The organism is Mesorhizobium sp. M0898, from assembly GCF_040319695.1.
GTDB lineage: Bacteria > Pseudomonadota > Alphaproteobacteria > Rhizobiales > Rhizobiaceae > Mesorhizobium.
In genome coordinates this window covers 42471-69135 of record NZ_JAMYOE010000032.1, presented here as the reverse complement: position 1 = coordinate 69135, position 26665 = coordinate 42471, and the positions used below count along the sequence as shown (strand labels likewise).

Annotated in this window: 27 protein-coding genes and 4 pseudogenes; 13 read left to right on the top strand and 18 right to left on the bottom strand. The window is 58.6% G+C overall.

Translation table 11 applies throughout. The features are described from left to right. Positions 1-231 precede the first annotated feature (231 nt). Positions 232-762 (top strand): annotated as a pseudogene (locus NKH90_RS25950) (IS91 family transposase); the annotation flags it as partial. A 508-nt stretch (positions 763-1270) separates the two neighbouring features. Here NKH90_RS25950 and NKH90_RS25945 read toward each other — a convergent pair. The 3 genes from NKH90_RS25945 to NKH90_RS25935 all read right to left on the bottom strand — a co-directional run bounded on the left by NKH90_RS25945 (position 1271) and on the right by NKH90_RS25935 (position 3320). Continuing rightward, positions 1271-1468 (bottom strand): hypothetical protein, encoded by a 198-nt coding sequence (locus NKH90_RS25945; protein ID WP_352502794.1) that lies wholly within the window; start codon positions 1466-1468, stop codon positions 1271-1273. 679 nt (positions 1469-2147) lie between these two features. Next, positions 2148-2720 carry a DUF982 domain-containing protein gene (locus tag NKH90_RS25940; protein ID WP_352821768.1) on the bottom strand — a complete coding sequence of 191 codons (573 nt, stop codon included), beginning with the start codon at positions 2718-2720 and terminating at the stop codon, positions 2148-2150. A 234-nt stretch (positions 2721-2954) separates the two neighbouring features. Beyond that, positions 2955-3320 (bottom strand): DUF1612 domain-containing protein, encoded by a 366-nt coding sequence (locus NKH90_RS25935; protein ID WP_352821787.1) that lies wholly within the window; start codon positions 3318-3320, stop codon positions 2955-2957. Between the two features lie 108 nt (positions 3321-3428). Between NKH90_RS25935 and NKH90_RS25930 the strand changes: the two genes are divergently transcribed. The 5 genes and pseudogenes from NKH90_RS25930 to NKH90_RS25910 all read left to right on the top strand — a co-directional run. Beyond that, complete coding sequence (locus NKH90_RS25930; RefSeq protein ID WP_352821765.1) at positions 3429-4214, top strand: hypothetical protein; 786 nt, start codon at positions 3429-3431, stop codon at positions 4212-4214. Beyond that, entirely contained in the window at positions 4207-4890 is a 684-nt protein-coding gene (locus NKH90_RS25925; protein WP_352821763.1) for an RES family NAD+ phosphorylase, read from the top strand. Before NKH90_RS25930 ends, NKH90_RS25925 begins: the two co-directional genes overlap by 8 nt. A gap of 204 nt (positions 4891-5094) precedes the next feature. Next, positions 5095-5370 carry a hypothetical protein gene (locus NKH90_RS25920; RefSeq protein ID WP_352774045.1) on the top strand — a complete coding sequence of 92 codons (276 nt, stop codon included), beginning with the start codon at positions 5095-5097 and terminating at the stop codon, positions 5368-5370. After that, a pseudogene (locus tag NKH90_RS25915) lies at positions 5367-5489 on the top strand (sugar phosphate isomerase/epimerase); the annotation flags it as partial. The gene NKH90_RS25920 and the pseudogene NKH90_RS25915, both read left to right, overlap by 4 nt. A 488-nt stretch (positions 5490-5977) precedes the next feature. Continuing rightward, positions 5978-6286 (top strand): annotated as a pseudogene (locus NKH90_RS25910) (transposase); the annotation flags it as partial. A gap of 390 nt (positions 6287-6676) precedes the next feature. Here NKH90_RS25910 and NKH90_RS25905 read toward each other — a convergent pair. From NKH90_RS25905 to NKH90_RS25895, 3 genes are all read right to left on the bottom strand, one after another. Further along, positions 6677-6859: a hypothetical protein gene (locus NKH90_RS25905; RefSeq protein WP_352541463.1), complete on the bottom strand. Its 183-nt coding sequence runs from the start codon at positions 6857-6859 to the stop codon at positions 6677-6679. Positions 6860-6936: 77 nt separating this feature from the next. Then, entirely contained in the window at positions 6937-7131 is a 195-nt protein-coding gene (locus NKH90_RS25900) for a hypothetical protein (protein WP_352541462.1), read from the bottom strand. A 147-nt stretch (positions 7132-7278) separates the two neighbouring features. Then, complete coding sequence (locus tag NKH90_RS25895; protein WP_352821760.1) at positions 7279-7464, bottom strand: hypothetical protein; 186 nt, start codon at positions 7462-7464, stop codon at positions 7279-7281. 215 nt (positions 7465-7679) lie between these two features. Here NKH90_RS25895 and NKH90_RS25890 point away from each other — a divergent pair, with 215 nt between their 5' ends. From NKH90_RS25890 to NKH90_RS25875, 4 genes are all read left to right on the top strand, one after another. Further along, a complete protein-coding gene (locus tag NKH90_RS25890) occupies positions 7680-8345 on the top strand; it encodes a DUF2026 family protein (protein ID WP_352774039.1) in 666 nt (221 codons plus the stop codon). 214 nt (positions 8346-8559) lie between these two features. Further along, the gene (locus NKH90_RS25885) at positions 8560-9126 is read left to right on the top strand and encodes a hypothetical protein (RefSeq protein WP_352821785.1); all 567 of its coding nucleotides are present in this window, start codon (positions 8560-8562) and stop codon (positions 9124-9126) included. Between the two features lie 23 nt (positions 9127-9149). Beyond that, positions 9150-9818, top strand: coding sequence for a hypothetical protein (locus tag NKH90_RS25880; RefSeq protein ID WP_352774078.1), 669 nt, complete (start codon positions 9150-9152; stop codon positions 9816-9818). A 268-nt stretch (positions 9819-10086) separates the two neighbouring features. Then, positions 10087-10761: a protein-L-isoaspartate(D-aspartate) O-methyltransferase gene (locus NKH90_RS25875; RefSeq protein ID WP_352821782.1), complete on the top strand. Its 675-nt coding sequence runs from the start codon at positions 10087-10089 to the stop codon at positions 10759-10761. Positions 10762-10900: 139 nt separating this feature from the next. Here NKH90_RS25875 and NKH90_RS25870 read toward each other — a convergent pair whose 3' ends face one another. Continuing rightward, complete coding sequence (locus tag NKH90_RS25870) at positions 10901-11137, bottom strand: hypothetical protein (protein ID WP_352774035.1); 237 nt, start codon at positions 11135-11137, stop codon at positions 10901-10903. Between the two features lie 267 nt (positions 11138-11404). Between NKH90_RS25870 and NKH90_RS25865 the strand changes: the two genes are divergently transcribed. Both NKH90_RS25865 and NKH90_RS25860 read left to right on the top strand, forming a co-directional pair. Next, the gene (locus tag NKH90_RS25865) at positions 11405-12211 is read left to right on the top strand and encodes a PA3715 family protein (protein ID WP_352821758.1); all 807 of its coding nucleotides are present in this window, start codon (positions 11405-11407) and stop codon (positions 12209-12211) included. A 124-nt stretch (positions 12212-12335) separates the two neighbouring features. Then, positions 12336-12884 carry a class I SAM-dependent methyltransferase gene (locus tag NKH90_RS25860; RefSeq protein WP_352821756.1) on the top strand — a complete coding sequence of 183 codons (549 nt, stop codon included), beginning with the start codon at positions 12336-12338 and terminating at the stop codon, positions 12882-12884. A gap of 301 nt (positions 12885-13185) precedes the next feature. Here NKH90_RS25860 and NKH90_RS25855 read toward each other — a convergent pair whose 3' ends face one another. Both NKH90_RS25855 and NKH90_RS25850 read right to left on the bottom strand, forming a co-directional pair. Then, positions 13186-13419, bottom strand: a complete 234-nt coding sequence (locus tag NKH90_RS25855) for a DUF6429 family protein (protein WP_352821754.1) — start codon at positions 13417-13419, stop codon at positions 13186-13188. Between the two features lie 164 nt (positions 13420-13583). After that, positions 13584-13760: pseudogene (locus tag NKH90_RS25850) on the bottom strand (3'(2'),5'-bisphosphate nucleotidase CysQ); the annotation flags it as partial. A gap of 328 nt (positions 13761-14088) precedes the next feature. Between NKH90_RS25850 and NKH90_RS25845 the strand changes: the two are divergent. Beyond that, on the top strand, positions 14089-15675 hold the full coding sequence (locus tag NKH90_RS25845; RefSeq protein ID WP_352616530.1) for an adenylate/guanylate cyclase domain-containing protein: 1587 nt from the start codon (positions 14089-14091) through the stop codon (positions 15673-15675). On the opposite strand, the gene NKH90_RS25840 is transcribed toward NKH90_RS25845, so the two are convergent. The 9 genes from NKH90_RS25840 to NKH90_RS25800 form a co-directional block, all read right to left on the bottom strand. Continuing rightward, complete coding sequence (locus tag NKH90_RS25840; RefSeq protein ID WP_352821751.1) at positions 15672-15821, bottom strand: hypothetical protein; 150 nt, start codon at positions 15819-15821, stop codon at positions 15672-15674. The genes NKH90_RS25845 and NKH90_RS25840 overlap by 4 nt on opposite strands. A 9-nt stretch (positions 15822-15830) precedes the next feature. After that, the gene (locus NKH90_RS25835; protein WP_352821748.1) at positions 15831-16067 is read right to left on the bottom strand and encodes a type II toxin-antitoxin system VapB family antitoxin; all 237 of its coding nucleotides are present in this window, start codon (positions 16065-16067) and stop codon (positions 15831-15833) included. A 233-nt stretch (positions 16068-16300) separates the two neighbouring features. Further along, entirely contained in the window at positions 16301-17089 is a 789-nt protein-coding gene (gene cysQ / locus NKH90_RS25830) for a 3'(2'),5'-bisphosphate nucleotidase CysQ (protein WP_352821779.1), read from the bottom strand. A gap of 10 nt (positions 17090-17099) precedes the next feature. Continuing rightward, the gene (gene cysN, locus NKH90_RS25825) at positions 17100-19037 is read right to left on the bottom strand and encodes a sulfate adenylyltransferase subunit CysN (RefSeq protein ID WP_352821746.1); all 1938 of its coding nucleotides are present in this window, start codon (positions 19035-19037) and stop codon (positions 17100-17102) included. Between the two features lie 2 nt (positions 19038-19039). Beyond that, positions 19040-19945: a sulfate adenylyltransferase subunit CysD gene (gene cysD / locus NKH90_RS25820; RefSeq protein ID WP_352821744.1), complete on the bottom strand. Its 906-nt coding sequence runs from the start codon at positions 19943-19945 to the stop codon at positions 19040-19042. A gap of 549 nt (positions 19946-20494) precedes the next feature. Beyond that, entirely contained in the window at positions 20495-21565 is a 1071-nt protein-coding gene (rfbB, locus tag NKH90_RS25815; protein WP_352821742.1) for a dTDP-glucose 4,6-dehydratase, read from the bottom strand. 228 nt (positions 21566-21793) lie between these two features. After that, the gene (locus tag NKH90_RS25810) at positions 21794-23107 is read right to left on the bottom strand and encodes an O-antigen ligase family protein (protein WP_352821739.1); all 1314 of its coding nucleotides are present in this window, start codon (positions 23105-23107) and stop codon (positions 21794-21796) included. After that, positions 23104-24210 (bottom strand): tetratricopeptide repeat protein, encoded by a 1107-nt coding sequence (locus tag NKH90_RS25805; RefSeq protein ID WP_352821777.1) that lies wholly within the window; start codon positions 24208-24210, stop codon positions 23104-23106. The genes NKH90_RS25810 and NKH90_RS25805 overlap by 4 nt, the downstream gene beginning before the upstream one ends. A 43-nt stretch (positions 24211-24253) precedes the next feature. Then, positions 24254-26632, bottom strand: a complete 2379-nt coding sequence (locus NKH90_RS25800; RefSeq protein WP_352821737.1) for a GumC family protein — start codon at positions 26630-26632, stop codon at positions 24254-24256. Between the last annotated feature and the right edge of the window lie 33 nt (positions 26633-26665).

The following is a 26665-nucleotide window of genomic DNA, read 5'->3' as shown; positions in this document are numbered from 1 at the left end:
ATCTCCTGTTGAGTGAGTGGTTCGATGCAGCCTCACCCTGACAGAGCGCCGGCCGCCGTTCACTCCTCATGGGATCTAAAGCCGAAAAGCCAATCAGCCGCGCCCGATCAGGCTGTGCAACCCCGACCAGCTCCGCCTGATCGGGCGCTTACCGGCGTGCCCTTCACCGCCCCAAAACCGGGGTCCCTTTTGCGCGAAAATATCGCGTCCCGATTCCGTGATCATTGACAGACGATGCTGACGATCGCAGCCGATCCAAAACACCTCGGTGCGCGCATCGGCATCACCGCCGTGCTCCACATCTGGGGATCGGCGATGACCCACCATCCGCACGTGCACATGATCGTGCCGGGCGGCGGCATCGCACTGGGCGATAGACGATGGGTCTCCTCGCGGCCGGCCTTCCTGCTGCCGGTGCGCGTGCTCGGCAAACTGTTCCGACGGCTCTTCCTCGCCCGGCTGGTCGCTCTGCACGACGCCGGGCGGCTCGCCTTCTTCGGATCGCTGGTGCACCTGTCCGATCGACGCGCATTCCTGCACCACCTTGCTCCTGTTCGGAAGAAGTGTTGGGTGGTCTACGCCAAGGCGCCGTTCGCCGGGCCGGAGGCGGTGCTCGCCTATCTGTCGCGCTACACCCACCGCGTGGCAATCTCGAACCGCCGCCTGATCGGCTTCGATGAGGCCGGCGTCACCTTCCGCTACAAGGACTACCGGCGCTACGGCGCTGACATGCAGCAGGTAATGACGCTTGCTGCCGAGGAGTTAAGGGACTTCTTCGGTCGGCCCCTCTTTGGCCCGATCAATAGCCGCAAGTAATGACTGAAGGTTTGGCGGCAGTTCTGGTTCGACCCCCAGATTTAAGAACGTTTGTAGGTTATGACGATAGCCATCGGAACGGATCAGTTTCCGAAATGCTTCGGAGACAGACTGATGGTCTGCTTTGTTGCTGGCTGTCATGTTCGGGAAGTCCCTCCCAATGAGCCGCAACTCGCCCGCAACGAAAGGGTTCCATCAGGACGTCGGAATATTTAGTATAATTTCTGAGCGGGAGATCGCATAACCGGCTCGCGCGAAGACCCCCGTGCCACCTTCGTTTGCCGCAGCATTATCCTCGCTCCTTGAACTGAAGATTTGTGTCGGTTTGGCGTCCGCGTGGCACATCGTGAACGTTGGAATGCTTCTGTCCAATGTTTGCTCACGCTGTGATGCCAACAGGGCAGGCGCTTGCGGCAGGGTGCCGAGGCCGCTACGAACGAAACGCCGGCGCAGTTCAACCCACGTGATGTCGTTCAAAGCTGGGGGGATCGATCTCCATCAAGCGGTCTGCGGCCTCGACCGCAGTTCGTATCCTGCTGCACAGCGCGAGATTTTCGGCCAGCATTTCTTCAGTGCGTTGAAGCGCGAGCTCGGTCCGGTGGATGCGCTGCCTGGCATTGGCAACTTCCGATGTCAAAATATCGACCGCCATCCCGTGGCCGTGGGGTTCCATAGTGTCCATGGGTTTCTAATACATGGGGGGCGATATCGTTCCGCGATGTCGGGCGAAACGGCGGGCCGCAGAATAGCGCTAGGGCCGAATGACCAATGCACTCCCTGTCAAAACAGCGCCAGAAACAGGCGAACGACTTCGGCCGCTCTACCTGCCACGGGCAGAGGCGATCACGGTCCAGAGGGTCATTGATCTGTTCAGGCACGACTATAGCGCAAGCGACGACACACTCAGGCGGCTGGTGATCAAGCACCGTCTTCACAATCAGACAATGCCCGGCGCTCCGTCGAGAATAAGCGCTCCCGGTTTGGCTATGGCGCTCGCCGGCGATGATGACGCACTTGCGCGGTTGAGGCGGGACGATCGCGAGCACCCGCACAACTGTTTCAAGCGGCTCGGCATCCCGCGACCCTGACCTGTTATCAAAAGTTATGGTCGCGGCTACTGTCCTAAGTAGATGTCGCGGCCCGACAGGGCCCCATACATGCCCATACGTGCGGAATTCCTCGACGAGGCCGCGCATGCGATTCTCTTGCCTCGAAACAGGGGCCGGAGATTAACGGGAATGAGGTTTATCGGCAAGTCACCCCTGGGCCGTAATCGATTGCCTGTCGGATCGAGGCCGAGCAGCTTCAATTCCTCCAGATCGAACACTGAACTACTTGACCCGTTTTCCTTCTCCCGAACTGTTTCGAAAACACGCGATGAAGACCGAGTGCGCGCGATCCAGCTTCGCCCCTCGCAACGAAATCGGGAGGGCCGACATGCGTTTGCCAGACAAAGTTTGGTGGGGCAGGTTTCCACGTAACTTTTGGTCCGTAGGCCGCTTTGCCCGGAGCTGTGATATGTCCACGTAGAGTGCAGATCCGCGGCTCCAGCCTTCTCGCGCAAGCATTCGGCGTCTCCGCATGATCGACGCAGGATGTTTGCTGCAAGAGTGATGCATGATGGACAGTGGTGGGGCACGCATTGACGATGTCAGGCGTTCAGGATTTTCGCTTCCTTGGCGGCGCTGAGAAATGCCACGCGCGCTAACATCCGGTGAGCTGCCGCCGCCGAGAACCTTCATGCATGCCATACGAGCCTGGATGCGGCGCGCGGTTTCCCCAATGGGCCAGCGGTAAAGCAGCATTTCGGCGGCGTCGCGGGTGCTCGAAGCACTGACTTTGCCCGAGGACAGCAAAACGGTCACGGGCTCTTCGAACGTGCCGACATCTCGTTCGCAGGTCATATGCTGGTCTCATTTCGCAAACCTCCCTAAGACTTTACGGGTGAACCATCCGTTCCGTTGCGTCACGTTTGTCCCGGTAGGCGAACATTCTGTGAGGATGGGCTTCGTCCACCCCATCATGCCTCCTCTCATAACCGAGGGGTCAGTTCTTCGTTTCGTCAGGGGGTCAGTTTCTCAATTCGGCCGACAGGCGTGTCGGAGCGGCTCTTGAGCTTGAGGCCGGCTCGCGAGGAGCTATGGCTGGAATTGGGTGACGCGGCCGATCAGGCGGCGCGGTGACCCGGTGTCGCGGACTGTGCGACACCATTGGTGAATTTGACGCCAGCGATGTCTGGGCGGCTCAAGATCAGTAAGACGACAGTATCGAGGTATCTGCCGCGGCAGGAGGCACGCGACGCTCGATGCGGATCTGCTGGAATGGATTATGCGGAAGCAGCTTCGAGTTGCCGCGCCGGTTCCTGGTGCGGCGCAGCATCTGTCCCGCGCCAACGCCGGCCGGTCATGTTCCTTTAGGCCGAGCGCGGTGGCTTCCGTAAAGGTGTCGATAAATGCCAGCAGGCGTGTGGTCCGGTTACGGTGACGCCGGCGCTCACGGCCGATAACGTGCAGGCCGCTGTTGAGCGCCAGCAGGTGGGGCCGTGGCCTTGCGGCGCTGCCGCAGCATGCGAGCGACTAGAAGGGTGCCGAGCCAGGGTTGATGCTGGACTGATGTCTTCCCAGGCGTCCGAGAGCATCGCAGCAACATCACTTGATGAGATCGGTTATCGTGCTATATATGTAATCATCCTCACCAACCCAGCGGAGTGGGATATCATGGCACATACCAATGACACCATTGAGCTATCGGGATTTGGCGCGCTCACCGGAACTCCGAAGGAGGTTGGTGACCAACTTGATCGGCTGACTGCGGAGCAAGTCATAGCACTAACATTCGAGCATGGGAGTGAACCCGCAGTTCGTGCCCTTGCGGACACGGTCGTCAGCATCGCGCCTCTGGTCCGTACCATCCTGATGAGTCGCCAACGTGAAGCCATTAACTCAATAATCGAGGCCCTGGTCCCTCAGGTGCCGCCCCCGCAGTACATGCTTGTCGAGGCGCGGATGACGGCCGAGGCGAGAAAGGCAGTGCTGGAGAGCGGCGATTGGCTGACCGCTCCCCAAATCGCCAAAATGGCTGGGTTCAGCACAAGCAACCTGAGTGCGCAGCCAAACAAGTGGAAGAAAGAAGGCCAGATCTTTGCAGTTCGGCATCGGGGCGTAGACTATTTCCCTGGCTATGCACTGGATTCCGGCGCTGGATATCGGCCTATCAAAGCGCTCGCTAAGGTTCTTAGCGTCTTACACGGGAAGAAGGATGACTGGGGGCTCGCCTATTGGTTTGCATCGGTCAATAGCTTCCTTGGGGGCAAGCGTCCGCAAGATGTGCTCCCCGCGCAACCCGAGCGCGTTCTTGCAGCCGCCGAGGATGAGTTGGTAGGCGCACTCCATGGCTAAATCAAAGATTGGAAGGGGACCTGGGACTCCAGTTCCCGTTCCATCGCACGATTTGCAGGATATCATCACCCGAACGATATGGCCGGCGGACCAAGTTATCCATCGTATCCATTTGAATCTCTATGCCGGCGTCGAGTTCAATCCAGGCCTGAAAGGCAATGCCCGATTCAGCCCGATCAAGAATGCAAGTGGGGCCAGTATCCCAACTCTATACGGCGGCACGACCTTTGAGTGTGGGGCGATGGAAACCGTCTTCCACGATGTGCCATTCGCGCCGGGCCTGAAGACCTACGACAAGGTGAAACTGGCGGATCAAGTCTATTCGCAGGTGGCGCCGCAGGGCGAATTGGTCTTGGCTGATCTGAGCGTCACAGCGCTGAGGAAACTCGGCATCAAGCGCAGCCAGATCATCGACACCGAGAAGGACCACTACCCAGCAACGCGCCCCTGGGCTGAAGCCATTCACGCACAATGCCCAGATATCCAGGGACTTTGCTGGATTTCTCGGCAGGACGACCGGGCTCTCGCCGTGATGCTGTTTGGCGATCGAATTCCGGCAAGGATGTTGGTGCAGTCCGGCGTGTCGCTCGATTTGACCAGAAATTCTGACGTGTATTCCGAATTGCTCGAACTCGCCGATCGTATCGGCGTAAAGATCGTAGGCATCAGCTTCTGATGGCGGGAACAGGAGATCAGGGCAAATCGGGGGACAGACGAGGTAAGTCGTTGACCTCCCCAACCGCGCCTTCCGGCAACCGTCTGATCAGAGTGTGCCGTTATCAACGCGCCTTGCCCACGAAATCCCAAAACCTAAGGATTGGCAGGCCTTGCAGCGCGGTTGCGTAATCATGTTTCGCGACGAGCTGGCGAGAACGGCGCCGTGGCAACCAACAACATTGCCTACACCCGCACGGAATCGGCGCTTGCCCAAAGCACAAGCTACGACGCCGACTGGCGGACCCGGTACTATGATGCCTATCGCCGCCAGAACCGCGACTTCCTTCGCTTTGTCATGACCGGTGAGTTCCCCACGACCGCCTCGGATTGCTGGGACGGCTATTGCGCCGCCGTCGTTGCCGAGGCTGGCGTGGTAGCGCTGAAGGAAGCCCGTCGTACGCCTGTGCAGATGATTGCAAAGCCGGAGTTCTACGCGTGAAACTGGGTTTCGTTTCATCTCGCAATCTGCCGTTGGACGCGGTGCTTAATCATGCCCAGCGCATGGGGGTATCCGGCATCGAGGTGAACACTTGCGGCTGGTCGACCGCCCCGCATTTTTCAAGGTCACCTGAACTGTAGCGGAGGCTGACTATGGGCATGTATCACAACCGTCCTCATGTCGAGGATATCCGAAAGATGAAGAAGGATAGCCAGAAGATTTCGATGCTCTTCGTCAGCACGCCCGACGAGGCGGCTGCCGCTGCCGCAGCGGGCATTCACATGCTTTCATCGAAGGCCGATGCTTTGATCAGGAAATGCGACAGGCAGCCGGCGATTGTTTCGTACAGGTCGGCCTTCCATACGGCAGTTGGGGCAGCTTTGCTGGCCGTCCGCTCGCTACGGCAGAAGACTATCTGCGTGCGGCTTTCCACTTCGCCGGCATTGGTGGCGACGCCTTCTACTGCTCCGCGTCCTACGACATCCAGAAGGCGCTCTGCGACAACCACCTTCCAGTCGTTGGGCATATCGGCCTGATCCAGAAACTCGAGGAGATCGGTGTCTTCGGGGCGGAACTGGAAGTCGTGCCCGACCGGGTGGCGAAATTCCTGACCGCCTACGCTGGTTTGGTGCCAACGCCCTGGCAAAGTGGGCAGATTAATTGCGAGGAGGGAGTCTCGAAGTCCGGTAATCCTAGGCTCCGGTCGACGCTTGTCCAGGTTGCGTGGCTCTGGGTGCGCCATCAACCCAATTCCGCACTCAGCCAGTGGTTCAGGGCGCGAGTCATCCAGAATGGTGGCCGGTACAAGAAGACGGCGATCATCGCCCTCGCTCGGAAACTGCTTGTTGCACTGTGGAAATACGTGAACGCCGGAGTCGTTATAGAAGGAGCTCTCCCGACGAAACCATCAGCGTAGACGCCAATCGATTCTAACAATCTCCAGGACCGATCAGGCCTGGCAGATCCTCGGTAGACGAACCGACGAAACTCATGGCCTCAAACAGCCGCCGCTGAAGAATGGTTTCGTCTCTTGGGTCCGACTCCGCCGCAAGCGGGATCATGGAACAGGTGCATGCGCCCTGACCGAATATAAGGTGGACTGGGTTCGTTCGCGAACCGCGTCACGCAAACGGACCCATCGAATGGATCTGCGGATTGCCCGGAGGTACATGACAATGTCGACGTGACGCCGTTTGTGGTTGGGCGCCGGCAGGCCGTAGAAGATCAGTTCTTGCGACTTCCTGAAAGCTGACGATCGGCTTGGGCTGCATGATGTCCGGGTTTTGCCCAAAGGGACATAGGGGCATCAAATCAGGCGGTTGCTTTCCGCAATTTGACGCGCCCGCCGCACCGTGCCGTCGGTGTCGGCGGACTTTCGTCTTGTTGCTTCGTCGCTTCTGATCGTCAGCCGCTTCGACAGGATTTTTCCAGTTTCGACGATTGGCTTGACCGGTATGGCCGGAGCGTCCGGAGTTTTCATGTACCTCATGCTTATTGTCCTTTTAGGCAAAAATGAAAGAGAGCGCGGAGCGGCTGTCCGCCCCGGCACCTTGCACGGCGATAAAATTACGGTCGCACGATCCAGGCCAGCAACGCCGGATTAAAATCGGAGTTGCCGGTATAGTCGCGGATCAAAAGCGCGGCGTATGCCTGCCACTGATCCTCGGGGATCTGCTTTTCAATGACCGATGTTCTGAACGCGTCACGCAGGATATTGCAGTCAAAAGTCGAAATCACATCGGCCGATTGATCGTTGTCCATAATGCGGCTCCCATCGAGGGGGCGGGAGTACGATGGACGCTCTCAAGCGCCGGTGCCCATTGTTCTGTGGCCGGCGACAACGGACTGTACGCCCCGCACAGGTGCTTAGCGAATCATTCCGGCGAATTTGCTCGCCGGTGTGCTAGCTCAGCGGCCGGCCTGTTCCCGCCGCTTGGCGTCTTCATCGTTCAGCCGGCCGACCATCTCGTCCGCTTCGCCGGCATTGATGCCGACCATGATCTTGTGATCGGACTCGGCGGGCTGGCCGGTGAAAACGTCGAAAACGGTCCAGCTGTCCGGGCGGTCCATGCGAAGCGCGTAGCGGTTTGCCATAGTCGCGTCCTATTCATTTTCGCCGGCACCAATTTGTGTCGATCGGTTCAGGCCTGCACAATGACAAAGACTGCCGCCAGGACAACGACTGTCCACAGCACCACGCACACCTTCAAAGCCAGTGAGATGCTCTCCCGCATGCGGGCTACCCCGTTCTTCATTTTCCTGGATATGACCGGCGTGGCCGCTACGGCGACCGAAAAACCTGAGGTTTCATGGGTAAGTTCCTTCTGCCGCTTAGCGACTACAACCGCATCTATCAGGTGACCCATGGCGTGCTTCAGGAGGTACCAGACGCGACTGCCGAGAGAGCATGCCTCTTCTTTGCGGCCGTCGGCGGCTATGTTCTCAACCGGTGCTACAAAATCAGAGCGCAGATTGTGGGCGGTGCGTTCTGCTTTTGCTTGGGTGACGGCGGCGGCGAGGTTGCCACCTTCGGGAAATTGGAGGATGGGCAGCTGGTGTCCGGGCACGATGCATTCCGCGTGTGGCTCCAGACCGACACTCATATTATCGACTTCATGGCTCCGATCTATCGAGGGGCATTTGCTGATTACCCGAAATCAGCCGACCTGCCTCACAAGATGATGCAACGGCGCCTGGATGAAGAAGCTCCCGACCTCAATGCCTTGGTGCACACCGGCGATTTTCGGTATTATGCGGATCCGGCTCTGACGGACAAGTTGCTCGACGGTTTTCTCGCCAAGCGGTTCAACGAGGATCTGATCACAGTTGCGACGGCCTGGTACGGAAAACGGCGCACGAAACAGATGCCGAGCTTCGCGATTCAAGACGAGAAAGGGCGTGTGACCCGGCTGTCACTTGCCGCGACGGTCGCCACCAGCTCTGGTAATGGGCGCGGTATCGGAGCGGAGCATTAGCCGGTGTGGTGTGCGGGACCGATCCCGCGCTTGTCCACTGTCCCGGGACTGAGGACGAGGCTCGAGGACTGCGGTTGCGAGCGGCATGCCGAGTGGTTGCTGTGGACACGGTCGACTCACCGCCGAGACCAACCGATTTGCAGCCGTGATCGTTGACACTCGGTGTGTATGATGTTAGATGTCCTCTGTCCGAGGACCGCGGACAGAGGACATGATGAAGAGCCAGGATGTTGTCGTTCTGCTCAAGCTGGCGAGCTTGGAGGACTACGCAAAGGATATCGGTGACGAATCTACGCCGCTCGGGCTAGCCGCGGGCGAGGATCCCTATTCTGTGCGCGGCCTCGAGGCAGCCCTCGGAATCAGCAAGACGGAGATCGGCGCTTCGCTCAAGCGTAGCATTGCGGCGGGCCTCGCGATCAAGGACAGGAAGACAGACCGGCCTAAACCGAGCCGGCGCCATCTGCGCGAGTTCATCGTCCACGGAGTGAAATTCGTCTTTCCGGCGAAACCAGGCGCCATGCAGCGCGGGTTGCCGACGGCGTTCGCGGCCCCCGTGCTACGTGAATCCCTGCACAGCGCTGGCAATCTCATCTGCGTTTGGCCCTACGCGCATGCAAAAGAAATGGGTCAGTCGGTCGACCCGCTGTTCAAAAGCGTGCCGGAGGCCTGCGAGAAAGACAGGCGACTCTACGCCTATCTGGCCCTCATCGACGCGATCCGCGTCGGCAATCAACGCGAAAGCAAGCTCGCCGCCGACCTGCTCGTACAGAGGCTGGGATGACAGTCCAGGGTCAGTTGAAGGCCATGTTGAAGGCCGTCGCCGAGGCACTCGGCGAGGAGTTGCGCGCGCGCCTGGTCTTCGTCGGCGGCTGCACGACCGCGCTCTACATTACTGACCCCATCGTTCTCGAAGGGGTGAGAGCGACCGATGATGTCGACCTTATCGTCGATCTCGCTGGTTTCGCAGAATGGGTCGAGCTGACGGAGCGTTTGCGCGCACGCGGCTTCACCGAGGCGGCTGACGATTCCGTCATCTGCCGAATGAAACTCGGCGAGCTCAAGGTCGACTTCATGCCGGACGACGAGGCGATCCTCGGGTTCAGCAATCGCTGGTACGCAAAGGGGATCGCGACGGCCGTACCAGAACAGCTGGAGGAGGCGCTCGAGATCCGGCGCCTCACGCCGCAGCTGTTTGTCGCGACCAAGTTGGAGGCATACCGCGGACGCGGCGAACGCGATCTCATCGCCAGCCGCGACGCCGAGGACATTCTCCTTTTGGTCGACGGGCGGGAGGAGATCGTCGAGGAAATCGCAAACGGCGAGCCGGAGATCCGGGCCTACATCGCCGAACAGGTTGCCGCGCTGCTCGCTGATCCAAACTTCGACCATTTCCTGGAGGGAAACATTCGCGGACCAGCGGGCCGTACCGACATCGTTTACGACCGGCTGGTCGCGATCAGCACGCTGGCCTGAAAACATGCGCCGGCGACCGTCTCGTCGACGTCAGGGATCGCGCGATTCTCAGGTGCTGGCGAAGCTGATGCGCGATAGCCGCATGTGTGACACACCGCTATGGCGATATGGCGCCCAGAATCTCCAGGGTCGCCGCCAGCAATAGCCTGCCAAGACGGTCACCCACGCTTGCCCTGGGCACCCTAATGGAAACGATGGCGGGCGCTACCGTGACGAACAGGATATAATGCTCACCGGCAGCAAGCTGGTTGAGGAAGGCCCCACCGTCATGAAGCCAATGAACGAAGAGCACCTCGCGGTCCTACGCAGGCACATGGTCGAGATGATTGCAATCCATACCGACCTTGCAAGCGAAGAACTCGGCAAGGCGGCGCTCGACGAGCGGGTGATGGCAGCGATGCGGCGAGTGCCGCGGCATCGCTTCGTGCCGGCCTCGGTTGCACCTTATGCCTACCAGGACATGCCGCTGCCGATCGGCTTCGATAAAACCGTCTCGCAGCCATTCATCGTCGCTCTCATGACCGATCTCCTTGCTCCCCAACCGCACGAGGCGGTGCTCGAGATCGGCACTGGCCTGGGCTATCAAACCGCAATCCTCGCGCAACTCGCCGGGCAGGTTTGGAGCGTGGAAATCATCGAGGAATTCGTAAGCCGTGCGGAGGCTCTCCTGCAGGAGCTAGGCTTATCCAATGTCGGCATTCGTGTCGGAGACGGGTCTCGCGGCTGGCCCGAGCACGCCCCATTCGACAAGATCCTGGTCACGGCGGCGGCTGAGCAGACACCGCCGGCTTTTCTGAAGCAACTCAAGCCGGGGGGACGGCTGGTTCTGCCTTTAGGATCTAAAGAAGCACAGTTTCTGACTGTCATCGAGAAGGATGCGGCAGGGCAGCTCGAGACCCGGAAACTCATCCCGGTTCGGTTCAGCCGGCTCGAAACCGTCTAGTGAGGTGCGACAACTGGCGCGACCGCGCTTTTCCAATCAATCAGATGCCAGCCTTCCGCGTTTCTTTGCACTTGCAATCCCGACCGTGGCTCCGGCGCCGATCTGGCGCTCTAGGGCACTCGGTTGACTTCACCGGAACTCAGGCTCGGGTCGGGCGACAGGATTTGATCGGGCAGCGAGAGCGTTCCCGTGCCGGATAGCCCGAAAAGTTCAGGCTGACCGCGGGATCATCGGTCGGGAAGTCCAGGTTCAGCGCAACCGGACCGACACGCACGGGAATGTTGAAATTTCGGTTTTCGAGCGCCTCGGCCTTACCGGTGATATGAATGCCGCCCTTCAGCGCGTTCTGCTTCTGCTCGGCCTCGAGCGAGGCCATGATCTGTTCACCTTGCGCGCCTCGCCGCTCTTGACACGAAATACCACGATGCAGTGGGCTTGGGGTCCCAGTTGTCGTTGGTGGCATAGGCCAGCATACCCACCTCTTACTGCGTAGGGACTTCCTTGCGAACATCCATCTGCAAATGGGGCAGGTGCTTGCCTTGGATCGGCACTGTGCGCCGCCACCAATCTCGCGTAGAAAGCCACTGGCCTAACCCGGCCCTGCTAGGCGAGAAACTCCATGCGAATAGTGTTGCCTGTCCTGTTGCTCGGCCTGGCCTCAGCCGGCCTGTCGCCCGCCCGAGCCGCGGCGGGCGATTGCGGCGATGCCGCCGCGCTGGTGCAGCAGGCCTATCCCAAGGCCCGAAAGAGCGCCGACGGCACCTCGTTCACGCTTGAACCTCATACCAGCATCACCTCAACGCTCCCGGGGACCGATGCGCCATTCGGCCTGGTCTGCAAGATTTGGCCCGCCCATGTCGACCTGCTGTTGGTCGCAGTGCCGCTGATTGACAGCGCTAACGGCGACCACCTGCATGTCGGCGATATCGAGCTTCTGGTCGTCGACAGGAATACGCGGCGTGTGCGCCAGCGCCTGCTCCAGCCCGGTCTGATGACCGATGACGCGATCGTCATCGAGAAGGTGGAATTCGACACCGGCCGCTATGCACTGGCCCCTGAGGTAACCGCCTTCGGCCTGCGCATCGAACTGGCACACCATTCGCTGACCGCTCCGTTCGCTGAAACCGACCTGCGGCTCTACGCTCGCACCGGCGATACGCTACGCATGGTGCTCGACGGCCTCGTGGTGGCCGGCTCTGGCGGCGATAGCGATGGTAGTTGCGCCGGATACTTTCATTCCAGCCAGGTCAGCCTGGCGATGAGCCCGGCGAGCCATCAGGGCTATCACGATATCACCGCGGTTGAGCAGACGAATACCGATAGTCCCTCCCCCGACCAGAATGGCGAATGCCATTCCCATCCTGGCAAGCCTGTGAAGCGCACCAACCGGCTGCGCTATGACGGCAGCCGCTATGCGGTTCCCGCGGCACTCAAAGTGATGGGGTTGTGAGGCGGCCGCACACGTCCCTGCCTTGGTTCGTCAATGTCATCAATTCCAGTTGAACGGGTATCGACCGTTAATTCTCTCGTGGTAGGAGGCGCTCAAGGGGGCTCTTCTCAAAGGAGCTGATGATTTGTGGTGGTCAAGATTCAAAAGGGGTTTTGCCGGAACGTGGGACGACAGACTTGACGGGCTATTCTCCGCAAAGGTCGACTACACCGGAAAATCCATTCTCGATGTTGGCTGCAATATGGGTGTTGTCGCCTATGAGATCTCCAAGCTGAAACCCAGTTCGATCCACGGGATCGACATTGCCAAGCCGCACATCGAGACCGCAAAGATGTTGTTGAGTGGCTCCCCGGTGCATGCCCGGTTCGATCGCCTGAATCTCGGCAGCCGGCGCCTCGGCAATATCCTTCTACCGAAATACGATATCGTCCTGCTGCTGGCCGTCTATCAGCACATGCAGCGCAACATCGGCCCAGGCAAGGCGCGAAGGGTGCTTTCCAATATTGTGAGGCGCACCTCGAACGTCGTTGCCCGCGTTCCGCCTGGAACGGATGGCGAATTCATCGAAACGCTTTCTGACGAGGGGTTCCAGGTCAAGAGCACTCACACATCGCCTCTTGGCAGTCATGTGCTGGTGCTTGAGAAACCTGCCTTCGGAAATCCGCATCCATGATGACACATTGCTTGTGGTAATCTGCCTCTTCAACATCCCATGTGCCAGCAGCGGGCGCAGACCCGCTGCCTGCCTGCAACTCGGCCCGGAGCGCCCATTCGCCGGGAGAAGCATCTCGCGGCTGCGGTATGCTCTGCCACTGCCTTAACAGAATGGATGCGCCCGTTGGCGTGGGTGACGAATACCAATTTGGCCGTCACGGCGAGAGCACCGGCCGTCCCGCCTGCGGTCGGCGCGCCGCCGGTGTCGAAATTCAGCCATGTGCGCTATCAGCTCGCAGGCGCCCGTCCAGCGCTCTGGCTCAGGGCGCCGGGCGAGTGAACAGGGTTCGGAATAGCTCCTCAGCACGCCGCAGTCCTTCATCTGTCAGAACCACCGACTTCGCCTTGTTTGCCGGATTCGCGATCAGCCCCTTCTCGTGCAAGCGATCCAGAGCATTCCGATCCAACCCCTTCCAGGCGCGCCTCTCTTCATGCAGCGTCAGCCAAAGCAGGCCCATAACGGCATCGTCGATCTTGTCGGTGTCGATCTCCATGCAAGCAGTTTAACACGCGAAAGCGCCGCTGCCACGATCCACACCGGATGGTTACTCCCTGCCACGAGCGTTCGCCTGAAAATAAATGCTTCACCTAGGCGTCGCATCCGCGACGGCGTCAACGGGGCCGACGAGCCGGGACGGGATTGGACTCATCATGATATCTAAGCGGCCGTGGCAGGGTTGCCGCTGGCAATGAAATGCGAATTGGCGAAATCCTCGTCGTCGCTCTGGTTGCGCTTACCGCGGGCGAGCGGCGCACCATTCAGGTGCGCGTCATGCTGCCGGCAGCGCGCGTCACCCGCCGCGGTGTCCCATTTCATAGTGCGACCGACGCGCGGAGACGTTTCGCGGGACGTTTTCTTCTCCGACGCGCTCTCCGGCCGCAGAAGTCTCTCGACCTTGCGAGACGCGAATTTTGACACCTGAGCGGCTATCGCGCAGCGCATTCCGGGCCACAACCGACGTTGCGACATCCACTTCGCTGATTCACTGCCCGTCCAGCGCCAGAATGCGAAATCCGCCGTGAGAGTCGCGGCTTGGCAACAACCGCTCGAGGTCGGTCCGACGTTGCAGGGCCGACGTGTTTTCATCGAGCCAAGACTGACTCTGGTACCGCGGCGGGAATGAGCTATAGTTCACATACTAAGACGGCCGGGCGCTTGCACAATGGCTGGACTGGGTGAACAGATTGCGCGTCAGCAGCGCACCATGGGACCGCTCCTGGTGGCGGCAGTGGTCATCGGCCTTGTCGGTCTGCCCGTCGCAGCCTGGCTCGACCTCCGAGACCTGTCGGAACGGATGCTGCGCAGGCAAGCCAGCGAAATCAGCCGCATCATCGACGAAATGCGCGGATTTTACGGCAGCGACGTCGTGGGACGCGTGCTGCAAGCTAACGGCGCCGTGACTGCGACGCACAACTATCGGGACGTGCCAGGCGCGATCCCTATTCCAGCAACCCTCTCGATCGAACTCGGCAAGCGCATCAGCGCTCATGACGGCTCGGTCAAATATCGGTTCGTCTCGGATCTGCCTTTCAAAGGTCGCGCGCCCCACCAGCTCGATGCGTTCGAGCGGAATGCAATCCTAGCTTTGCGCGCCAACCCGAAGGAGCCGATCATCGAGGTCTCGGGCTCACTGTTTGACCGGCAGGTCCGCGCCGCGGCCCCTGTCATAATGGGACAAGTGTGCGTGACCTGCCATAACTCACACCCGGACAGCCCCAAGACGGACTGGAAGGTAGGGGATGTCCGAGGGATCCAGGAGATATCAGTCAATCAGCCTATCGCTGCGAACGTGCTGACCTTCAAGTATCTGCTCCTATATTTCGGTTTCGCGGCGGCGGCGGGCCTGACGTTCATTCTCCTGCAGCGTCGGCAGTCCGCGTTGATTCAGGGCATCAACAAGGAGCTTTCGGAGGCAAACGACTTCCTGGCCGCGATTTCATTGAAGATCGCCAAATACCTTTCGCCTCAAATCTACAAAAGCATCTTCAGCGGCCAGAAGGACGTCACCATCGCGACCGAGCGCAAGAAGCTCACGATCTTTTTCTCCGACGTCAAGGATTTCACCGCGATCGTGGAACGGCTCCAGCCCGAGGATCTGACGCTTCTCCTCAACGAGTACTTTACCGAGATGTCGACGATCGCGCTCAAACACGGCGGCACCGTCGACAAGTTCATCGGCGACGCGCTTCTTGTGTTCTTCGGAGACCCCGAGACGCAAGGCGTCGAGGAAGACGCGAGAGCCTGCTTGCGCATGGCTGTCGACATGCAGCGTCGGCTGGAGCAGTTGAACAGAGTGTGGCATGACCGCGGAGTTGAACGGCCCTTCCGAGCTCGCATGGGCATCAACACGGGCTATTGCAATGTTGGGAACTTCGGTTCCGATGATCGGATGGACTACACGATCATTGGAGCCGAGGCGAACTTGGCGGCCCGGCTGCAGTCGATTGCCGAGCCCGGCGGCATCTGCCTCAGCTATGAGACTTACGCGCTCGTGCGCGACCTTGTCCGGGCGCGTCCGTTAGCACCCATTGCCATGAAGGGGATCAGCCGGGAGGTTGTCCCCTACGAAGTCGAGGGCCTCCTGGGTGAACTCGCCCAGCGCCCTCAGGTCATCAGCGAGCATGCGACTGGTCTCGACTTGTTCCTCGATGTTGAGGCAATCGACGAGAACGGGGTGGAGCGGGCGAAGAAACGACTTTCAGAGGCGCTCCTGGCCTTAACCATCCGAAGCAAGCCCGCCGCACTTTAGGTTCTTGAACGTGATCCAATCTGGACCGTGGCCAGCCAAGTAAAGTCCGGTTCAACACCGTTCAGGCGCGCCGGGTCCCGGCCAGGAGTTCGCGCATCATCCTCGTTGGTCATCAGCGCCGTCAGGGCCGAGGCGTCGGTGAACATCAGTCATTCTCAGTACAGGCTGTCGCGAAACGCCTTGTCGGCGGGCCTGCCGCGATCAGGCTTGCCCCAGGCTCGCAGATCACGGCAGAACCTGACGCCGATCTCTACCAGGGACCGTCTAGCCTGTTCGCGCTCAAGCTCATGCTTGAGCGCGGCATGGACGGCCTCTGTCAGACCAGTCCTCTTAACTGCGGCGAGCCGGCGGGCCAGTGCGTCGGTCTCGGGATTTTTGATGTGGAACGCCATCACTGCCTCGTATAGCCGTTCAAGTGTATCGGTATACAGCAATTTGGATACACCGTGTGAAGGCCCCGCAGCATCGACCGGACACGAAGCAAATCGGCCACGCCGACCCAACTGTCGGCTGGATGGGATCGTACCGCTGTGTTTACAGATCTCGAGCAGTATCTGAGGTCGCTTGCATAAGTCACGTGCAACACCCGCACTTTCGTACGGGTCTGGAACGGCGCAATCACCGTCTAGCCAAATCCAGCAGCCTTGCCGCTTGCGATAAAATGCGGGTTGGCGAAATCCTCGTCGTCACTCTGGTTGCGCTTGCCGTAGGCGAGCGGCTCACCATCCAGCGTGCGCGTCATGCCGCCGGCGGCGCGTAGCACCGCGTCACCTGCGGCCGTGTCCCACTCCATCGTGCGGCCGAAGCGTGGATAGACGTCCGCCTCGGCGCTGGCGATGAGACAGAATTTCAGCGACGAGCCGACCGAGACGATCTCGGCGGCGCCAAGCGCGCGGATATAGGCCTCGGTTTCCGGCGTGTTGTGGGAGCGGCTGGCAACGACGGTCAGCGGCACCATACCGGCCCTTGCCGAAATCGGCTGGCGATCGACGATCTCGTAGTCGTCATTTGTCTCGATCGTCTCCGCTTTGCCCGGCCGGCCGGAAAAGAAGCGGCCGGTGCAAGGCGCGAAGACAACGCCGATCTCCGGCACGCCATGGCGAACCAGCGCGATGTTGACAGTGAAATCGGTCCTGCGGTTGACGAACTCCTTGGTGCCGTCGAGAGGATCGATCAGGAAGAAGGCGTCGCCGAGATCCGGTGCCATGATGCCGGCAGAGGCTTCCTCCTCTGCCACGCATGGAATCTCTGGAAATGCGGCGCGCAGCCCGGCAAGGATGATCTTCTCGCTCTCGCGGTCAGCCTCCGTCACCGGCGAACTGTCCGACTTTTGGTCGATCGCACAGCCGGCACGAAAGACGCGCATCACCTCGCGCCCTGCCGCCAAGGCAAGGTGCTCGAAGACGGCGAGCATCGCTTCGTCGTCAGATACCGCCGCCGCTGTCATATTGGTCTTCGGCAATGTCCCGCTCGTTCAGCCAGTGTTCCAGGGCGTCCACCATCTCCTCGGCCGATCTGCCGAGGGTCTTGAGATGGATTTCAGGTTTTTCCGGCACCTCATAGGGTGAATCGACGCCGGTGAAATTCTTGATCTCGCCGTTCAACGCCCGCGCATAGAGACCCTTCGGATCGCGTCTGGCGCATTCCTCGAAGGGGGTATCGACAAACACCTCGACGAATTCGCCGTCGGCCATCAGTTCGCGCGCCATGCGCCGCTCGGCGCTGAACGGCGAAATGAACGACACGATGACGATCAGCCCGGCGTCGGCCATCAGGCGTGCCACTTCGGCGACGCGGCGAATGTTTTCGACACGATCGGCGTCGGTGAAACCGAGATCGCGGTTGAGGCCGTGACGGACGTTGTCGCCATCCAGAATGTAGGTATGGCGCCCGGTGGCGAACAGCTTCTTTTCGAACAGATTGGCGATGGTCGACTTGCCCGAGCCCGAAAGCCCGGTGAACCAGAACACGGCCGGCCGCTGGTTCTTCATATCGGCGCGGGCGCGCTTGCCGACATCGAGCGACTGCCAGTGGATGTTTTCGGCGCGGCGCAGCGAATGCAGGATCATGCCGGCGCCGACCGTGGCGTTGGTGATGCGGTCGATGAGGATGAAGGCGCCGGTGGTGCGGTTTTCGGCAAACGGATCGAAGGCGATCGGCGACCGCGTCGAGATATTGCAGATGCCGACTTCGTTCATTTCAAGCGACTTGGCCGCCTCATGGGCAAAGTCGTTGACGTTGACCCGGTATTTCAAGTCGGTGACGGTGGCGCTAGTCTGGTCGGTCTCGGTGCGCAGGATATAAGAGCGGCCGGGCAGCAGCGCATGCTCATCGAACCAGACGATGTTGGCGGCGAATTGGTCGGCGACCTGCGGCCGCGCTGCCGGCGACACCAGCATATTGCCGCGCGAGACTTCCACCTCGTCGTCGAGGACAAGAGTGATGGCCTGGCCGGCGATAGCCTGCTGAAGGTCGCCGCCATGCGAAACGATGCGCCTGACGTGCGAGGACTTGCCGGATTTGGCGACGACCACCTCATCGCCCGGCGCAACCGAGCCGGAGGCGATGGTGCCGGCGAAGCCGCGGAAATCGAGATTGGGACGGTTCACATATTGGACAGGAAACCGAAACGGCAATTCGACCGCGGCCTCGTCGACCGAGACTGTCTCGAGATGTTCGATCAGCGTCGGCCCGGAAAACCAGTCTGTCCTGTCGGAACGGCCGGTAACGTTGTCGCCATAACGGGCCGACATAGGAATGGGCACGATCGTCTGGAAGCCGAGCTCACGTGAGAACTGCCCGTAATCCGCGACGATCCGTTTAAACACCGCCTCGTCGAAGCCGACAAGATCGATCTTGTTGACGGCGAGCACGATGTGGCGGATGCCAAGCAGCGAGGCGATGATCGAATGCCGCCTGGTCTGACGCAGCACCCCCTGGCGGGCATCGATCAGCACGATGGCGAGATCCGCGGTCGATGCACCCGTCGCCATGTTACGCGTGTATTGTTCGTGGCCGGGCGTGTCGGCGACGATGAACTTGCGCTTTGGCGTGGCGAAGAAGCGATAGGCGACGTCGATGGTAATGCCTTGCTCGCGCTCGGCCTCGAGGCCGTCGACCAGCAGCGCGAAGTCGACGTCGTCGCCGGTGGTGCCGTGCTTGCGCGAATCGCGCTCGAGCGTGGCGAGCTGGTCCTCGAAAATCTGCTTGGTGTCGGAAAGCAGGCGCCCGATCAGCGTCGACTTACCGTCGTCGACCGAGCCGCAGGTCAGGAAGCGCAGCAGCGACTTTCGTTCCTGCGCCGCCAGATAGTCGCGGACGCCGTCGGTCGGGGCGAGGCTCTTGGCCATGATGTGGCGCATACTCAGAAATACCCCTCGCGCTTCTTCTTTTCCATCGAGCCGGCTTCATCACGATCAATCAGGCGACCTTGCCGCTCGGAAGTGCGCGCCGTGAGCATTTCGCCGACTATCGCCTCCAGAGTGTCGGCCTCCGACTCGATCGCGCCGGTCAGCGGATAGCAGCCGAGCGTGCGGAACCGCACCATCCGGTTCTCCACTGTTTCGCCAGGCCGCAACTGCATGCGCTCGTCATCCCTCAGGATAAGCATGCCATCGCGCTCGACGACCGGCCGCTCCTTGGCCAGATACAGGGGCACGATCGGGATGTCTTCCTGGAGAATGTACTGCCAGATGTCGAGCTCGGTCCAGTTCGACAACGGGAACACCCTGATCGATTCACCGGCAGCGATGCGGGTGTTGAAAATCTTCCACATCTCCGGCCGCTGGTTCTTCGGATCCCAGACGTGCTGGGCGTTGCGGAAGGAGAAGATGCGCTCCTTGGCGCGCGACTTCTCCTCGTCGCGCCGCGCGCCGCCGAAGGCAGCGTCAAACCCGTATTTGTCGAGCGCCTGCCGCAGCGCCACCGTCTTCATTACATGCGTGTGGGTGTTTGAGCCGTGGTCGAAAGGGTTGATGTTGTCGCGCACACCGTCTTCATTAACATGGACCAGGAGGTCGAAGCCGAGCTTTTGCTGCATCTGGTCGCGAAAGGCGATCATTTCGCGGAATTTCCAGGTCGTGTCGACATGGAGAAAGGGAAAGGGCGGCTTGGCCGGATAGAACGCCTTCATTGCCAGGTGCATGAGCACCGACGAATCCTTGCCGACCGAATAGAGCATCACCGGCTTGGCGAAAGCCGCGGCCACCTCGCGAAAAATGTGGATGGATTCGGCCTCAAGCCGCTGAAGGTGCGTAAGTGCGATGTTCATGGACTGCGAGCGTTCTTTCGTACCGATCCATAGAAGGGCCTGCATCGGAGGCGACCTTCAGCCGCCCGATTCAAACTGCACTTCTGGACAATCTATTCTCGTGCGGGCGTTCTAGCAGATCGTTCCGGTCCAGAACAATGCAAGACAAGCCTGCGGCCGAATGGTTCGGGAATGAATTTTCCGTATGGCCAGCAAAATCGGGAAATTCCTGCTCAAGGAGCCGTTGCGTCTGGGAGGCCCGGAAAATATTACCTAGGCCGTGGAAAGGCCGCTGCATCCTGTCATGGTGCACCCCATTGGCCAACCGCCTTGCGTTGTCGAAACCTTGGCTGCCAGCACGCCATTTGACCTCCGAGGCAAGGTCCGGTTCATCTTTGGCCTGATCGAGGCGGTGCAGCCCGCGGCGGAAACGAGCAGATCGACGAGCAAATCTCCGGCCTCACCGGATCGAGTTGAGGCCGGCTGACTACAGTGATCTCTCGAAGCTGGGTCAAATAGATACGCTCAACCAAGCTATAAACTACTTGGCCTCGCGTGGTGACACAAGCCTCACACAACACCCACGCGCGCCTCGCCAAGCCGCTCGCCTGTATAGTGGTCGCGGCGGATCGGGCCCCACCACCATTCGTTCTGGAGGTACCAGTCGACAGTTTTGGCGAGGCCGCCGGCGAATGTCTCGCGAGGCGCCCAGCCCAGATCGAGCCGTATCTTGGAAGCGTCAATCGCATAACGGCGATCGTGGCCGGGGCGATCCGCGACAAATGCGATGAGATCGCGATACCGCCGAGACCCGGAACGGGGCCGTCTGTCGTCCAGAATGCTGCAGATTGCCTCGACCACCTCCATGTTGCTGCGTTCCGAGCCGCCACCGACATTGTAGCTCTCGCCGACTACACCTCGGGTAGCGATTAGGGCCAAAGCGCGGGCGTGGTCTTCGACGAAGAGCCAATCGCGGACGTTACTGCCGGCGCCGTACAGAGGCAGCGGCTTCTCGTCGAGAGCGTTCAAAATGACGAGCGGGATCAGCTTTTCGGGAAACTGGCAAGGACCGTAATTGTTTGAGCAGTTCGACAGCACGACCGGCAGGCCGTAAGTGTTGTGCCATGCGCGCACCAGGTGATCGGACGCGGCTTTCGAAGCCGAATAGGGTGAGGACGGCGCATAGGACGTCTGTTCGGTGAAGACACTGCCGTCGAAGGGCAGATCACCGAACACTTCATCGGTCGAGATGTGGTGGAAACGGAACCGGCTTTTTCTTTCGCCGGAGAGCCTGCGCCAATATTCCAGCGCCGAATTGAGCATTCGGTAGGTCCCAACGATGTTGGTCTCGATAAAGGCAGCGGGCCTGTCGATCGATCGGTCGACGTGGCTTTCGGCGGCCAGATGCATGACGATGTCGATCTCGTCGCGACGCAGCACCTCCAGAACCGTCCTGTCGTCACAAATGTCGGCGTGCTCGAACCTATAATTGTGGGCATTCTCTATCAGCCGCAGCGAAGCCAGATTGCCTGTATAGGTGAGCTTGTCGAGATTGGTCACATGGTAGGCCGGACTGCCGCACAAATACCGGCAGACTGCTGAGCCGATAAAGCCGGCCCCTCCGGTTACCAGAAAGTTCACCCCATTCTCCTCGAAACGGATTGTCCCGTCAGCACCCTTGGGTGTCCGGCACGAGCCTGTTTCCGCGGAAATCTCAAGCGCCCCCCATTTTCCGAAAGTGTGGCGATACCGACGGGCATGGCTGCATAGCTATAACTGGCATCGACGACACAGCACTCTCAAATCGAAATCACCTATCGGCCGCCTTGGCGTGACCTAGGAAAACCAATTGACGCTCCACACCTAGAGCTAAGTTCCGATGGGAACAAACAGTTTGTCGCCGTTGTGGTCGACCTCGATAACCTCACTCTTGCGGCCCAAACGCTCGGCGAATCCCTTGTGGAAGATGATGGCATTCATATACGCAAAGGTCATCGCTAGTGCCTCGGTCCGCAGCGGATAGTCGACCAGCGAATGAATGAGAAGAAAAGATACCGAGAGAAATGCCGCTTTCTGAAACGGGTCGCGGCGCACCCTAGCCAACGCAGAGAAAAGCAGTACAAAGTAGCTTATCATCAGTACAATAGCAGGAATTCCACCTTCGAAGGCGAGCTCAAGATACTCGTTGTGGGCATGGTTGACGTATTGGCTGAAGATCATACTTTCCTTTTCATAGATCTGATAGGCTTTTTGGAAATTTCCGAATCCAACTCCAATTGGCCAGTTGTCTTTAATACCTTCGACGGTAGTGCGGGCAAACTCTGCTCGGCCGAATGCCGGATCGACCACCTCTGCATCGATCTTTGTCCACGCGCCTATGGTGTAGACGGAAAGCACGACAAAAATTACTAGGGTGGTAAAACCACTGGCTCTGGAACGAGCCGAAAGAAAGGCGACGGATATTATGGTGATCGCCAGTCCGATCAGAACGCCGGCACGTGAACCGGCGGCCAAAAGAAGCAGCAAAAGTGAGATCAAGCCCAAAGACCCGGACAAGAGATGTCCTCGGAACAGGCCATAGTACGCGACGAACGGAATCGAAACGAAAAGCAAAGCTGAAAAATGATTCTGATTCGCGAAAAGCCCAGCGTTGATTGTAAAAGGGAACAGCCCTACAATAGCAACGTCCGTTGAAAGCGAATATTGAATGGCGCCTGCCAATCCATTACAAAGAACTCCCATGAAGAAAAACGGAAGAAGTCCATTGACTTGATCGCTACGCAGCCGAGTTATACCTAAGAACAACGCTATTGATGCTGCCATAAACAATATACACTCGGTGGTGCGACCAACTCCGACGCTTATGAAGCGAAAGCGGGTTTCTCCAGCCATCCAGCGATCCGCGAGCAGCAGTTCGGGCCGCAACCCGTCGAATATGGCCGCCGGCAGCGGGACGACCTGCAAAGCTGCCCAGGCCACGGCAAACATCAACAGCCAAAGGGCAGAATGGGGGATTCTTTGGCCAGAGCCTTGCGAAAAAACGGCCGCCACCGAGAGGAACGTCGCCACCTGAATCAGACTATCTGTGTAGAGGCCGCTTGCAGTACCACCGCCGATCAGCAGAGATAAGAACAAGACTGACCCAAGGAAATATTTATCCCATTCCGCCCGTCGATCGATCAAGATGAAAGTCTCTCAATGCTCAATTTGTGCATTACCAACGTACCGACATACCGAAATCGCCAGCTCTCAGCTATCGCAGCAGTCTCCAAACGCAGCAATTGCAGAGGGCATGCGGGCGATCCAACCGTAAAATTCCCGCTCAGAATTTGACGATTGTAGTTTCCCTCGGGAACCATGAGGCGCGTTATTTCGCCGGCTCGATCCACGCATCTGATCGACCAAAACAGTTCCTTTGGAAGCTTCAGATTCCTCCCAGATGTAAGTAGGGAAATTTTGTAGGACCCTGGAGGCAATTGAATGTATTGCTGAAGAGCAGAGCTCTTGACCGGCGTGTTCAAAAATCGGACCGTCGCCCCACCCTCGCCCTCTACCGCATCCTGAGATGTTGCAAATGTGACTTGCAAACCTGATTGATCGCGGAGCTGCCAATCAAATGGCTTGCCGCTGAAGACCGGCTCGAACGTGCTATTGAAAATGTATCCGCCTAACTTCCTCTCATGATCAGACAGGCTGAAAAGAAACAGCCGATATGCAGAATCGTATTTCTTCTCCCCAATGTACCCGTTAATTACTGTCGACAGCTCGCTCGACAAAGGTGGCGCGCTTGAGTCGGCCAAATCCAGCAGCAGCCGATTTGCAAAATCGCGCCCGTCGGAGGTTTTGCCAAGAGCGGCGAACAGGCTGGCCCTCCACGGCGCGTCTGCCTTGATGGCCGTCAGGACAGCCTGGTATCCATCGGGGTCGGCTAGAATTGTCGGCAACGCCTCTGTGATGGCCGGAAACTCGTCCGGCCATCGCCGCAACATTATATTGATGTCAGCGACCGCCTTTGACAGATCGCGTGTCTCGATCGAGTGGCCGATTGACCTCTGGAGCGCATGGATCTCTGTCTTCGAAAGTCTTCGGGCCTGATCGAAAAGCTCATAGGCTTTCTCTTTTTCACCTTGTCGATATTCGGCCTCGCCAATCAGGCTGTAGAGACGTGCGTCTGCCACGTCGAAGCGAAGCGCACCTCTAGCCTTAGTGAGCAATGCCTCAAGATCAGGAGGAGCGTTGCTTGTATCGTTAAGTTCGTCGGTAATTTCGGTAATTAACGCATCCACGTTCAAGGGGTCAAGCGCGAGAGAAACGCCAGGTGTTTCAGTCTCAAGAAATCGACTTAGCCCGATCGACGAAGCCGACAACGCTAGAACGGATGCGACGAACCAAACGCTGGAACGCCGAAGATTTTGCATAAGCGGGCTGGTCTGCTCCGTCATCGACTATGCCCTCAATTTTCGGGGTGCTCGCGCCGTAATCGTAGTACTGATAGTTCATGTATTTATAGGCATAATTGTAATCGAACTTGTTCACGGCAAACTTCGACATTGTGGCTCCGACAACGTTGGCCCCCGCAGCTCGCAGGCGCTTTAACGCCGTTTTCGCCGACTTGCGTGTGACCTGATTCGTTGAAATGACCATCAACGTGCCCTCGGCGAGCCGGCTGAGGATGGGCGCATCTGAAAGGCCGACGATCGGGGGAGCATCGATTATTACTAAGTCAAAGCGCTTGCCGAGGTTGGTCACGATTAACGCCATTTTCGGTGAAGAAAGCAGGTCCGCAGGATTCGGAGGAATGGTTCCAGAGGTTAGGACCGTCACATTGGGATATTTTGTCGCCCTAAATATGCTCGCCAGATCCTCCTTCCGGACGGTGTTTGTGAGAAGATTGCTCAGCCCGATTGTGTTGTCTAGACCAAAAAGGCGATGAAGGTTTGGCTTTCGAAGATCGCCGTCGACAATGAGAACTCTTGCGCCAAGAGCCGCGAAATCTTGCCCGAGCTTGAATGATGTGGTCGACTTGCCCTCGGAAGGTTCCGAACTTGTGACCAGCAACGACCGCGGCGCGCCTTCGGCTCCAGAGAATTGCAGCGACGTTCGTAGCGAACGGTACGCCTCTGACAGTCCGGATTTCTGATCGGCTATGCTGGCCACAAATTCGCGCTCATCGACAAGCGGCAAGATGCCGAGCATCGCCAATCCCAGCTCTTTTTCGACCTGCTCAGGATTGGTGAAGGTATTGTTCAGCAATTCTATGACATAGATAACAGACGATCCTATGCCCATAAATAGAGCAAGCGCAATTGCAAGATTAACACTTAGACGTGGAGAGTATGGAACGGACGGCTGTGATGCGAAATCCACAATTGCCGCACTTTGTGTCTTCAATTCCGAGCTGACGCCGACCTCATTCAGCTTAGCAATGAGACTGTCATACTGTGACCGATTCGAATCCACTTCACGCTTAAGAATCGTGTATTTGATGTTTTTATCGTTAAAGACGACCTGCTGCTTTTCCATCTCTGCAAGTTTAGACTTAAGGTCGGCTTCCTTGTTCAGCGCTTCTTGGTATTTCAATCGAAGCGAATCCGTGATTGCCAGCACGCCGTTGTTATAGAGTCGTTGCAGCTCTTTGATCTGCGACTGGAGCTGTTGCATTTCCGGAAAACCGGGCTTCAGTACGCCCAGTTTTTGTTGATATTGACTGGTTAAATCCGCCAGTTTGTCACTGAGCTTTCGCAGGCCTTCGCTTTCCAAGACTGGGCCTAGGCTCGACCCGCGACCTTTGTCTATCTGCTCGACCACTCGTCCGGCATCGAGCCGCTCCTGAATAGCTGTCGCAAGCGCGGTGTTCAGTGCCTCGATGTTTGAGCCTATCAGTGACTTGTCGTCGGCAGTAACCGTGATGCCAGCGTCCTTTGCATAGGCGACCAACGCCTCTTCGGATTTTTGAAGCTTCTCCTTTACCTGCAAAACCTGTTCTTGGATAAATTGGCGCGCCAGATCGGAAGTTTCGCTCGTCTGATCGAGGCGTTGATCAATAAAGCTTTGCGCCACCTGATTGGCGATATCACTTGCATATTTCGGCTTCTGATCGACGAATGTTATCGAAAGCAAGCTCGTGTTGGTGACCAGATTGACCGTAAGATCTTTTAGGATGCGCCCGATGGCAATTGCCTCGCGTTGTTCCGGTGTTCTCTCCTGGATGGAAGGCGATTTAGAGATACCGAACGCGCGGTAGAAAATGTTACTGAGAGAGAAGTCGGGCGTGGGAAACAGGAAATCGGGCTTTTCGCTCAGGCCCAATTGGAACACAACGCGCTGCGCCAATGCGCGGCTTTTGAGCTTCTCGCGAGCGGTTAAAAAGGCCCGCACGTCGCTGCTTTCGGAAACTACCTCAATGTCTTGGAAGACCTTGGCCGATGGAACCAGAACTTCCAATTGCGTTGTCGCCTGATATTTTGGCGTTTGCATCATCGTGACGACGACGCCGGCGACCAACCCGGCTGCCGCCATCATGGCGATTAGCCATCGATACTGGACAACGTAAAAAAGAAGCTTGAGCGGGTTGAAGCCTTCAACCTGCTCGGAGTGATCTCGGCCATACGAACTATAGTTTTGAGCACCGTCATAATACGTCTCGCCGGACAGGATTTGGCCGTGGACGGGGCCTGCAATTTGATGCTGCCTATTGCGGTCGAGCATAGCGTAAGATGATCCTAGTTGGCTTTTTTATTG

Bases quoted from the DNA above. Each gene is read 5' to 3' on its own strand.
- NKH90_RS25945 (WP_352502794.1), bottom strand. From the start codon at position 1,468: ATGGCGGTCGATATTTTGACATCGGAAGTTGCCAATGCCAGGCAGCGC.
- NKH90_RS25940 (WP_352821768.1), bottom strand. From the start codon at position 2,720: ATGACCTGCGAACGAGATGTCGGCACGTTCGAAGAGCCCGTGACCGTT.
- NKH90_RS25930 (WP_352821765.1), top strand. From the start codon at position 3,429: ATGTCTTCCCAGGCGTCCGAGAGCATCGCAGCAACATCACTTGATGAG.
- NKH90_RS25925 (WP_352821763.1), top strand. From the start codon at position 4,207: ATGGCTAAATCAAAGATTGGAAGGGGACCTGGGACTCCAGTTCCCGTT.
- NKH90_RS25905 (WP_352541463.1), bottom strand. From the start codon at position 6,859: ATGAGGTACATGAAAACTCCGGACGCTCCGGCCATACCGGTCAAGCCA.
- NKH90_RS25900 (WP_352541462.1), bottom strand. From the start codon at position 7,131: ATGGACAACGATCAATCGGCCGATGTGATTTCGACTTTTGACTGCAAT.
- NKH90_RS25895 (WP_352821760.1), bottom strand. From the start codon at position 7,464: ATGGCAAACCGCTACGCGCTTCGCATGGACCGCCCGGACAGCTGGACC.
- NKH90_RS25890 (WP_352774039.1), top strand. From the start codon at position 7,680: ATGGGTAAGTTCCTTCTGCCGCTTAGCGACTACAACCGCATCTATCAG.
- NKH90_RS25885 (WP_352821785.1), top strand. From the start codon at position 8,560: ATGAAGAGCCAGGATGTTGTCGTTCTGCTCAAGCTGGCGAGCTTGGAG.
- NKH90_RS25880 (WP_352774078.1), top strand. From the start codon at position 9,150: ATGTTGAAGGCCGTCGCCGAGGCACTCGGCGAGGAGTTGCGCGCGCGC.
- NKH90_RS25875 (WP_352821782.1), top strand. From the start codon at position 10,087: ATGAAGCCAATGAACGAAGAGCACCTCGCGGTCCTACGCAGGCACATG.
- NKH90_RS25870 (WP_352774035.1), bottom strand. From the start codon at position 11,137: ATGGCCTCGCTCGAGGCCGAGCAGAAGCAGAACGCGCTGAAGGGCGGC.
- NKH90_RS25855 (WP_352821754.1), bottom strand. From the start codon at position 13,419: ATGGAGATCGACACCGACAAGATCGACGATGCCGTTATGGGCCTGCTT.
- NKH90_RS25845 (WP_352616530.1), top strand. From the start codon at position 14,089: ATGGCTGGACTGGGTGAACAGATTGCGCGTCAGCAGCGCACCATGGGA.
- NKH90_RS25840 (WP_352821751.1), bottom strand. From the start codon at position 15,821: ATGTTCACCGACGCCTCGGCCCTGACGGCGCTGATGACCAACGAGGAT.
- NKH90_RS25835 (WP_352821748.1), bottom strand. From the start codon at position 16,067: ATGGCGTTCCACATCAAAAATCCCGAGACCGACGCACTGGCCCGCCGG.
- cysQ (WP_352821779.1), bottom strand. From the start codon at position 17,089: ATGCTCGCCGTCTTCGAGCACCTTGCCTTGGCGGCAGGGCGCGAGGTG.
- cysN (WP_352821746.1), bottom strand. From the start codon at position 19,037: ATGCGCCACATCATGGCCAAGAGCCTCGCCCCGACCGACGGCGTCCGC.
- cysD (WP_352821744.1), bottom strand. From the start codon at position 19,945: ATGAACATCGCACTTACGCACCTTCAGCGGCTTGAGGCCGAATCCATC.
- NKH90_RS25800 (WP_352821737.1), bottom strand. From the start codon at position 26,632: ATGCTCGACCGCAATAGGCAGCATCAAATTGCAGGCCCCGTCCACGGC.